This is a genomic window from Mycobacterium sp. 852002-51961_SCH5331710 (genome assembly GCF_001665535.1).
Classification (GTDB): Bacteria; Actinomycetota; Actinomycetes; order Mycobacteriales; family Mycobacteriaceae; genus Mycobacterium.
Genome location: NZ_LZSQ01000054.1, coordinates 47185 through 53561, shown reverse-complemented (window position 1 = coordinate 53561; position 6377 = coordinate 47185). Strand labels below are relative to the sequence as shown.

Here is a 6377-nt window from a genome sequence, read left to right as displayed (position 1 = left end):
AGATGTGTATAAGAGACAGCCGTCAACGCGCTGCGCGAGGTCTGGGCCGGCGCCCATCCGCGGGCGCGCTGAGGGGCACCAAAACCAGCGCGAGCAGACGCAAAACTGCCGGAAAATCCGCGATTTAGGGCAGTTTTACGTCTGCTCGCGAAAGAGGTCAGCCCCGGTAGCGCGACTCGAGCACCAGGTCGGCGAGCATCGTCTGATACTCCGCATGGGTCTTGTGCTCGACGGTGTCGAACAGTTTGCCCTGGTGCCGGCGCATGTACTCGCGATACTTCGGAGCGCCCGGCACCTTGACGTTGTCCGCGACGACGACTGACCCGGGGTGCAGCCAGCCGCGATCCAGGATGCTCTGCAGGTCGGTCAGGTACGCGTCCTTATCGTGGTCGAGGAACAGCACGTCGAGCAGTCCGGGACCGAACCCGTGCTGTTCGGCGAGAGTGTCGAGCGTGCGACCGCCGTCGCCGATCGTGCCGACGACGCAGGTGACGCGGTCGGCCACACCGGCGTGCGCCCAGATGCTGCGGGCGATCTCGGCGTTGGCCTCGGCGAGTTCGACCGAATAGATCCGCGCCGACGGTGCCGCCCTGGCCAGTCGCAGCGCGCCGTATCCGCAGTAGGTGCCGAGCTCGAGCACCAATTGCGGGTCCGCGCCGCGCACCGCGGCGTCGAGAATCGCACCCTTCTCGTCGCCGACATTGATCAGGAAGGACTTCTCATAGGCGAACCGGTCGATCGTGGCGATGACGTCGTCGATGTCACCCTTCCGTGCGTTGGCCAGCACGTAGTCGCGGGCCGCCGCCTCGCGGCCGTCGCCGATCTGACCGGTCGTGAAGATGTTGCGCGCGCCGACGGCCATCCGTAGGAACGACCATCTCAGCAGCGGAATCCGTTGCTTCAAGCCCATGGCGCCAGCCTAAGGCGCGATGCGGCGCATTCGGCTTTCAAGTTGCCCGCGGGTCTGGCTGACCTGCGCCGTTCCTGCCGTTAAACTTGCCCGGATGTCCGCCATGTCCGTGAACTGCCTGACCAGCGACGGTCTGGTATGAGCGACGACGCAGGGGGCGGCGGAACGCCGGAACCTCTTGGCCTGACGGGCCGTCCACCACGGAGCATTCCCGAACCGGAGCCGAGGACGACGCACGGTCCGGCCAGGGTCATCGCGATGTGCAACCAGAAGGGTGGGGTCGGTAAGACCACGTCGACGATCAATCTCGGCGCCAGCCTCGCCGAGTACGGCCGCCGCGTGTTGCTCGTCGATCTCGACCCGCAGGGCGCGCTCTCGGCGGGGCTGGGGGTGCCGCATTACGAACTCGAACACACCGTGCACAACCTGCTGGTCGAACCCCGGGTGTCGATCGACGACGTGCTGATCCACACCCGGGTCAAGAACCTCGACCTGGTGCCCAGCAACATCGACCTGTCGGCCGCGGAGATCCAGCTGGTCAACGAGGTGGGTCGCGAGCAGTCGCTGGCCCGTGCGCTGTACCCGGTGCTGGACCGCTACGACTACGTCCTGATCGACTGCCAGCCCTCGCTCGGGTTGCTCACCGTGAACGGCTTGGCCTGCAGCGACGGGGTGATCATCCCGACCGAGTGCGAGTTCTTCTCGCTGCGCGGCCTGGCACTGCTGACCGACACCGTCGACAAGGTGCACGACCGGCTGAACCCGAAGCTGTCGATCAGCGGCATCCTGATCACCCGCTACGACCCGCGCACCGTAAACTCTCGGGAAGTCATGGCCCGTGTAGTGGAGCGCTTCGGCGACCTCGTGTTCGACACCGTCATCACCCGTACGGTGCGTTTCCCCGAGACCAGCGTCGCCGGTGAACCGATCACCACATGGGCACCGAAATCCGGTGGGGCGCAATCATATCGATCGCTGGCTCGCGAGGTCATCTACCGGTTCGGCGCGTGAATGACCCGGTGACGGAGACCGAAGCCGCGGCAACCCCGGATTCGGAGGAGTCTCCGCAGTCGGGCTTCCAGGTTCGGCTGAGCAATTTCGAGGGCCCGTTCGACCTGCTCCTGCAGCTGATCTTCGCGCACCGCCTCGACGTCACCGAGGTGGCGCTGCACCAGGTCACCGACGATTTCATCGCCTACACCAAGGCGATCGGCCGTCAGCTCGAGCTCGACGAGACCACCGCGTTCCTGGTGATTGCCGCGACCCTGCTCGATCTGAAGGCCGCTCGGCTGTTGCCCGCCGGCGAGGTGCACGACGAAGAGGACCTCGCCCTGCTCGAGGTGCGCGACCTGCTGTTCGCTCGGCTGCTGCAGTACCGCGCTTTCAAGCACGTCGCCGAGATGTTCGCCGAACTGGAGGCCGCGGCGCTGCGCAGCTACCCGCGCGCCGTCGCACTGGAGGAACGCTTCTCGCAGCTGCTGCCCGAAGTGATGATCGGTGTCGACGCCCAGGACTTCGCGCAGATCGCCGCGGCGGCGTTCACGCCGCGGCCGGTGCCGACCGTGAGCACCGAACATCTGCACCATGCGGCGGTATCGGTGCCCGAGCAGATCGGTAACCTGATGGCGTTGCTGGAGAGCCGCGGGATCGGCCAGTGGGCGTCCTTCCGGGATCTGGTCGCCGACTGCGACGCCCCGATCGAGATCGTCGGACGGTTCCTGGCGCTCCTCGAGCTCTACCGCGCCAGGGCGGTAGCATTCGAACAACCTGAAGCGCTTGGTGTGCTGCAGATTTCGTGGACCGGTGAGCGGCCGACACACCAACAGCTGGCGGTGGAAGAAGATCAGTATGGATAGCGAAGACCACGACAACCTCGACGAGGTCGCGACGGACCTCGACCACGAGGGCGTCGCGGCCGACGGTGCCGATCTGGGGATCGACGTCGCCGAACCGCCCGAAATGGAGGACGGTGAACTCGGCGCGGTGCTCGAGGCGCTGCTCCTGGTGGTCGACACACCGGCGACCGTCGAGCAGCTGTCACTGGCGATCGAGCAGCCGCCCTACCGTGTCGCGGCGAAACTGCAAACCATGGCGCAGGAGTACAGCGACCGCGACAGCGGCATCGACCTGCGTGAAGCCGGTGGTGGCTGGCGGATGTACACCCGCTCGCGCTACGCCCCCTACGTGGAGCGGTTGCTGCTCGATGGCGCCCGCTCGAAGCTGACCCGCGCGGCGCTGGAGACGCTCGCCGTGGTCGCCTACCGGCAGCCGGTGACCCGGGCCCGGGTGAGCGCGGTGCGCGGCGTCAACGTCGACGCGGTCATACGCACGCTGGTCGCACGCGGCCTGATCACCGAGGCGGGCACCGATCCCGACTCGGGCGCGGTGACTTTCGCCACCACGGAACTGTTCCTCGAACGGCTGGGGCTGACGTCGCTGGCCGATCTTCCCGACATCGCGCCGCTGCTGCCCGACGTCGACGTGATCGACGACCTCAGCGAAACCCTCGACGAGGACCCGCGATTCATGAAGCTCAGCGGCGCGCCGGCACCCGAACAGCCGCTGTCGTTCGATGTGGACACCGATGCGAATGGCTGAGTCCGAGGGCGTGCGACTGCAGAAAGTGTTGTCGCAGGCCGGAATTGCGTCGCGCCGTGTGGCCGAGAAGATGATCAGGGACGGCCGCGTCGAGGTCGACGACCGCATCGTCACCGAGCTGGGCACCCGCGTCGACCCCGAGGTCTCGGTGATCCGGGTCGACGGCGCCCGGGTCACGGTCGACGACACCCTGGTGCACCTGGCGATCAACAAACCCAAGGGCATGCACTCGACGATGTCCGACGACCGGGGCCGCCCGTGCATCGGCGACCTCGTCGAGCATCGGGTCCGGGGGAACAAGAAGCTGTTTCACGTCGGTCGGCTCGACGCCGACACCGAGGGGCTGATGCTGCTGACCAACGACGGCGAGCTGGCGCACCGGCTGATGCACCCGTCGTTCGAGGTGCCCAAAACCTACCTGGCTACCGTCCTGGGCGCGGTCCCGCGCGGGCTCGGCCGCGAACTGCGCAACGGTGTCGAGCTCGACGACGGGCCGGCGCGGGTCGACGACTTCGCCGTCGTCGACAAGGCGCCCGGCAAGACCCTGGTACGAGTGACGTTGCACGAGGGCCGTAAGCGGATCGTGCGCCGGATGCTCGCCGCCGTCGGCTATCCCGTGCAGGAACTGGTGCGGACCCACATCGGCACGGTCGCACTGGGTGAGCAGCGTCCCGGCAGCATCCGGGTGCTGACGCAGAAGGAGCTCGGGGAGTTGTACAAGGCGGTCGGCCTGTGACATCACTGGTGATCGCCGTCGACGGTCCTGCTGGAACTGGGAAGTCCTCGGTGTCAAGGGGTTTGGCGCGTGAACTGAACGCACACTATCTCGATACCGGAGCGATGTACCGGATCGTGACGCTGGCGGTGCTGCGCGCCGGAGTCGATCTCGCCGACACCGAAGCCGTCGCCGCGGCAGCCGCCGCCGCCGACCTCGCCGTGGGTCACGACCCCGACAAAGACCGCTCTTACCTTGACGGAGAAGACGTTTCGACCGAGATCCGTGGTGACGCGGTGACCAAAGCGGTGTCGGCGGTCTCGGCGGTGCCGGCGGTGCGCACGCGGCTCGTCGACATCCAACGGCAGCTGGCCACCGCACAGGGAAGCGTCGTCGTGGAGGGCCGCGACATCGGCACGGTCGTGCTACCCGACGCCGACGTGAAGATCTTCTTGACCGCGTCGGCCGAGGAGCGTGCCCGGCGCCGCAATGACCAGAACAAGGCGGCCGGGCTGGCCGACGACTACGAGGCGGTGCTGGCCGATGTCAGGCGACGCGATCACCTCGACTCCACGCGAGCGGTGTCCCCGTTGCGGCCCGCCGACGACGCCGTCGTCGTCGACACCAGCGCGATGACGCAACCCGAGGTGATCGAGCATCTGACCCATTTCGTGCGAGAGCGGGCAGGAGCGCAGCGATGAGCGAGGACGGCACCTGGGTCGACGAAAGCGATTGGGAGATCGCCGAAGATGTCGCGGAAGCCATCGAGGAGGCGGCCGCAGCGCCGCCGGTCGTCGCCGTCGTCGGGCGCCCGAACGTCGGTAAGTCCACGCTGGTGAACCGCATCCTGGGCCGGCGCGAAGCCGTCGTGCAGGACGTGCCCGGGGTGACGCGTGACCGGGTGTCCTATGACGCGCTGTGGCTGGGCCGTCGGTTCGTGCTCCAGGACACGGGTGGTTGGGAGCCCGACGCGAAGGGCCTGCAGCAGCTGGTGGCCGAGCAGGCGTCGGTCGCCATGCGCACCGCCGACGCGATCATCTTCGTCGTCGACTCGGTGGTCGGCGCGACCTCCGCTGACGAGGCGGCCGCGAAACTGCTTCAGCGCTCCGGTAAGCCGGTGTTCTTGGCGGCCAACAAGGTCGACAGCGAGCGCGGCGAGGCCGACGCCGCGATGCTGTGGTCGCTGGGTCTCGGTGAGCCGCACCCGATCAGCGCCATGCACGGCCGCGGGGTCGCCGACTTGCTCGACAACGTGATCGACGCGCTGCCTACGGTGTCGGAGCTGTCGAGCGGCGGGGGAGGACCGCGCCGGGTTGCATTGGTGGGCAAGCCGAATGTGGGCAAGAGCTCACTGTTGAATCGGCTGGCGGGGGATCAGCGCTCGGTGGTCCACGATGTCGCGGGCACGACGGTCGATCCGGTCGACTCGCTGATCGAGATGGACGGGAAGGTGTGGCGGTTCGTCGACACCGCGGGTCTGCGGCGCAAGGTCGGCCAGGCGAGCGGACACGAGTTCTACGCGTCGGTGCGCACGCACGGCGCCATCGATGCCGCCGAGGTGGCGATCGTGTTGATCGACGCCTCGCAGCCGCTGACCGAGCAGGACCAGCGCGTGCTGTCGATGGTGATCGAGGCCGGCCGGGCACTGGTGCTCGCGTTCAACAAGTGGGACCTGGTCGACGAGGACCGGCGCTACCTGCTGGACCGCGAGATCGACCGCGAACTCGTCCAGCTGCAGTGGGCGCCGCGGGTGAACATCTCGGCCAAGACCGGTCGCGCGGTGCAGAAGCTGGTGCCCGCGTTGGAGAAGTCGCTGGAGTCATGGGACACCCGCGTGCCGACGGGCCGGCTGAACACGTTCTTCAAGGAAGTGATCGCGGCGCATCCGCCGCCGGTGCGCGGGGGTAAGCAGCCCCGGATCCTGTTCGCGACCCAGGCGACCGCCCGGCCGCCGACGTTCGTGCTGTTCACCACCGGTTTCTTGGAAGCGGGTTATCGGCGGTTCCTGGAGCGACGACTGCGTGAGACGTTCGGCTTCGAGGGCAGCCCGATCCGGATCAACGTGCGGATGCGCGAGAAGCGGGGATCGCGCGCGCGGTGATGGGGATTTCGGTGCGCAATCAATCGCTGCGCGACCAGTACCGCACCGAAACC

The 6377-nt window shown here is 67.5% G+C and carries 7 protein-coding genes; 6 read left to right on the top strand and 1 reads right to left on the bottom strand.

Annotation, left to right across the window (positions count from 1 at the left end):
• Positions 1-157 precede the first annotated feature (157 nt).
• Positions 158-910: an O-methyltransferase gene (locus A5752_RS09470; protein ID WP_067084596.1), complete on the bottom strand. Its 753-nt coding sequence runs from the start codon at positions 908-910 to the stop codon at positions 158-160.
• A 138-nt stretch (positions 911-1048) separates the two neighbouring features.
• On the opposite strand from A5752_RS09470, the gene A5752_RS09465 reads away from it, so the two are divergent.
• From A5752_RS09465 to der, 6 genes are all read left to right on the top strand, one after another.
• Positions 1049-1921: a ParA family protein gene (locus A5752_RS09465; RefSeq protein ID WP_067084594.1), complete on the top strand. Its 873-nt coding sequence runs from the start codon at positions 1049-1051 to the stop codon at positions 1919-1921.
• Between the two features lie 8 nt (positions 1922-1929).
• Positions 1930-2766, top strand: a complete 837-nt coding sequence (locus A5752_RS09460; RefSeq protein WP_156613736.1) for a segregation/condensation protein A — start codon at positions 1930-1932, stop codon at positions 2764-2766.
• Between the two features lie 103 nt (positions 2767-2869).
• Entirely contained in the window at positions 2870-3508 is a 639-nt protein-coding gene (gene scpB, locus A5752_RS09455; RefSeq protein ID WP_067084605.1) for an SMC-Scp complex subunit ScpB, read from the top strand.
• Positions 3501-4244: a pseudouridine synthase gene (locus A5752_RS09450; protein WP_067084589.1), complete on the top strand. Its 744-nt coding sequence runs from the start codon at positions 3501-3503 to the stop codon at positions 4242-4244. Before scpB ends, A5752_RS09450 begins: the two co-directional genes overlap by 8 nt.
• Positions 4241-4924 (top strand): (d)CMP kinase, encoded by a 684-nt coding sequence (gene cmk, locus A5752_RS09445; RefSeq protein WP_067084587.1) that lies wholly within the window; start codon positions 4241-4243, stop codon positions 4922-4924. The genes A5752_RS09450 and cmk overlap by 4 nt, the downstream gene beginning before the upstream one ends.
• Entirely contained in the window at positions 4921-6324 is a 1404-nt protein-coding gene (gene der / locus A5752_RS09440; protein ID WP_067084585.1) for a ribosome biogenesis GTPase Der, read from the top strand. The genes cmk and der overlap by 4 nt, the downstream gene beginning before the upstream one ends.
• Positions 6325-6377: the final 53 nt, after the last annotated feature.

Bases quoted from the DNA above. Each gene is read 5' to 3' on its own strand.
- A5752_RS09470 (WP_067084596.1), bottom strand. From the start codon at position 910: ATGGGCTTGAAGCAACGGATTCCGCTGCTGAGATGGTCGTTCCTACGG.
- A5752_RS09465 (WP_067084594.1), top strand. From the start codon at position 1,049: ATGAGCGACGACGCAGGGGGCGGCGGAACGCCGGAACCTCTTGGCCTG.
- scpB (WP_067084605.1), top strand. From the start codon at position 2,870: ATGGAGGACGGTGAACTCGGCGCGGTGCTCGAGGCGCTGCTCCTGGTG.
- A5752_RS09450 (WP_067084589.1), top strand. From the start codon at position 3,501: ATGGCTGAGTCCGAGGGCGTGCGACTGCAGAAAGTGTTGTCGCAGGCC.
- der (WP_067084585.1), top strand. From the start codon at position 4,921: ATGAGCGAGGACGGCACCTGGGTCGACGAAAGCGATTGGGAGATCGCC.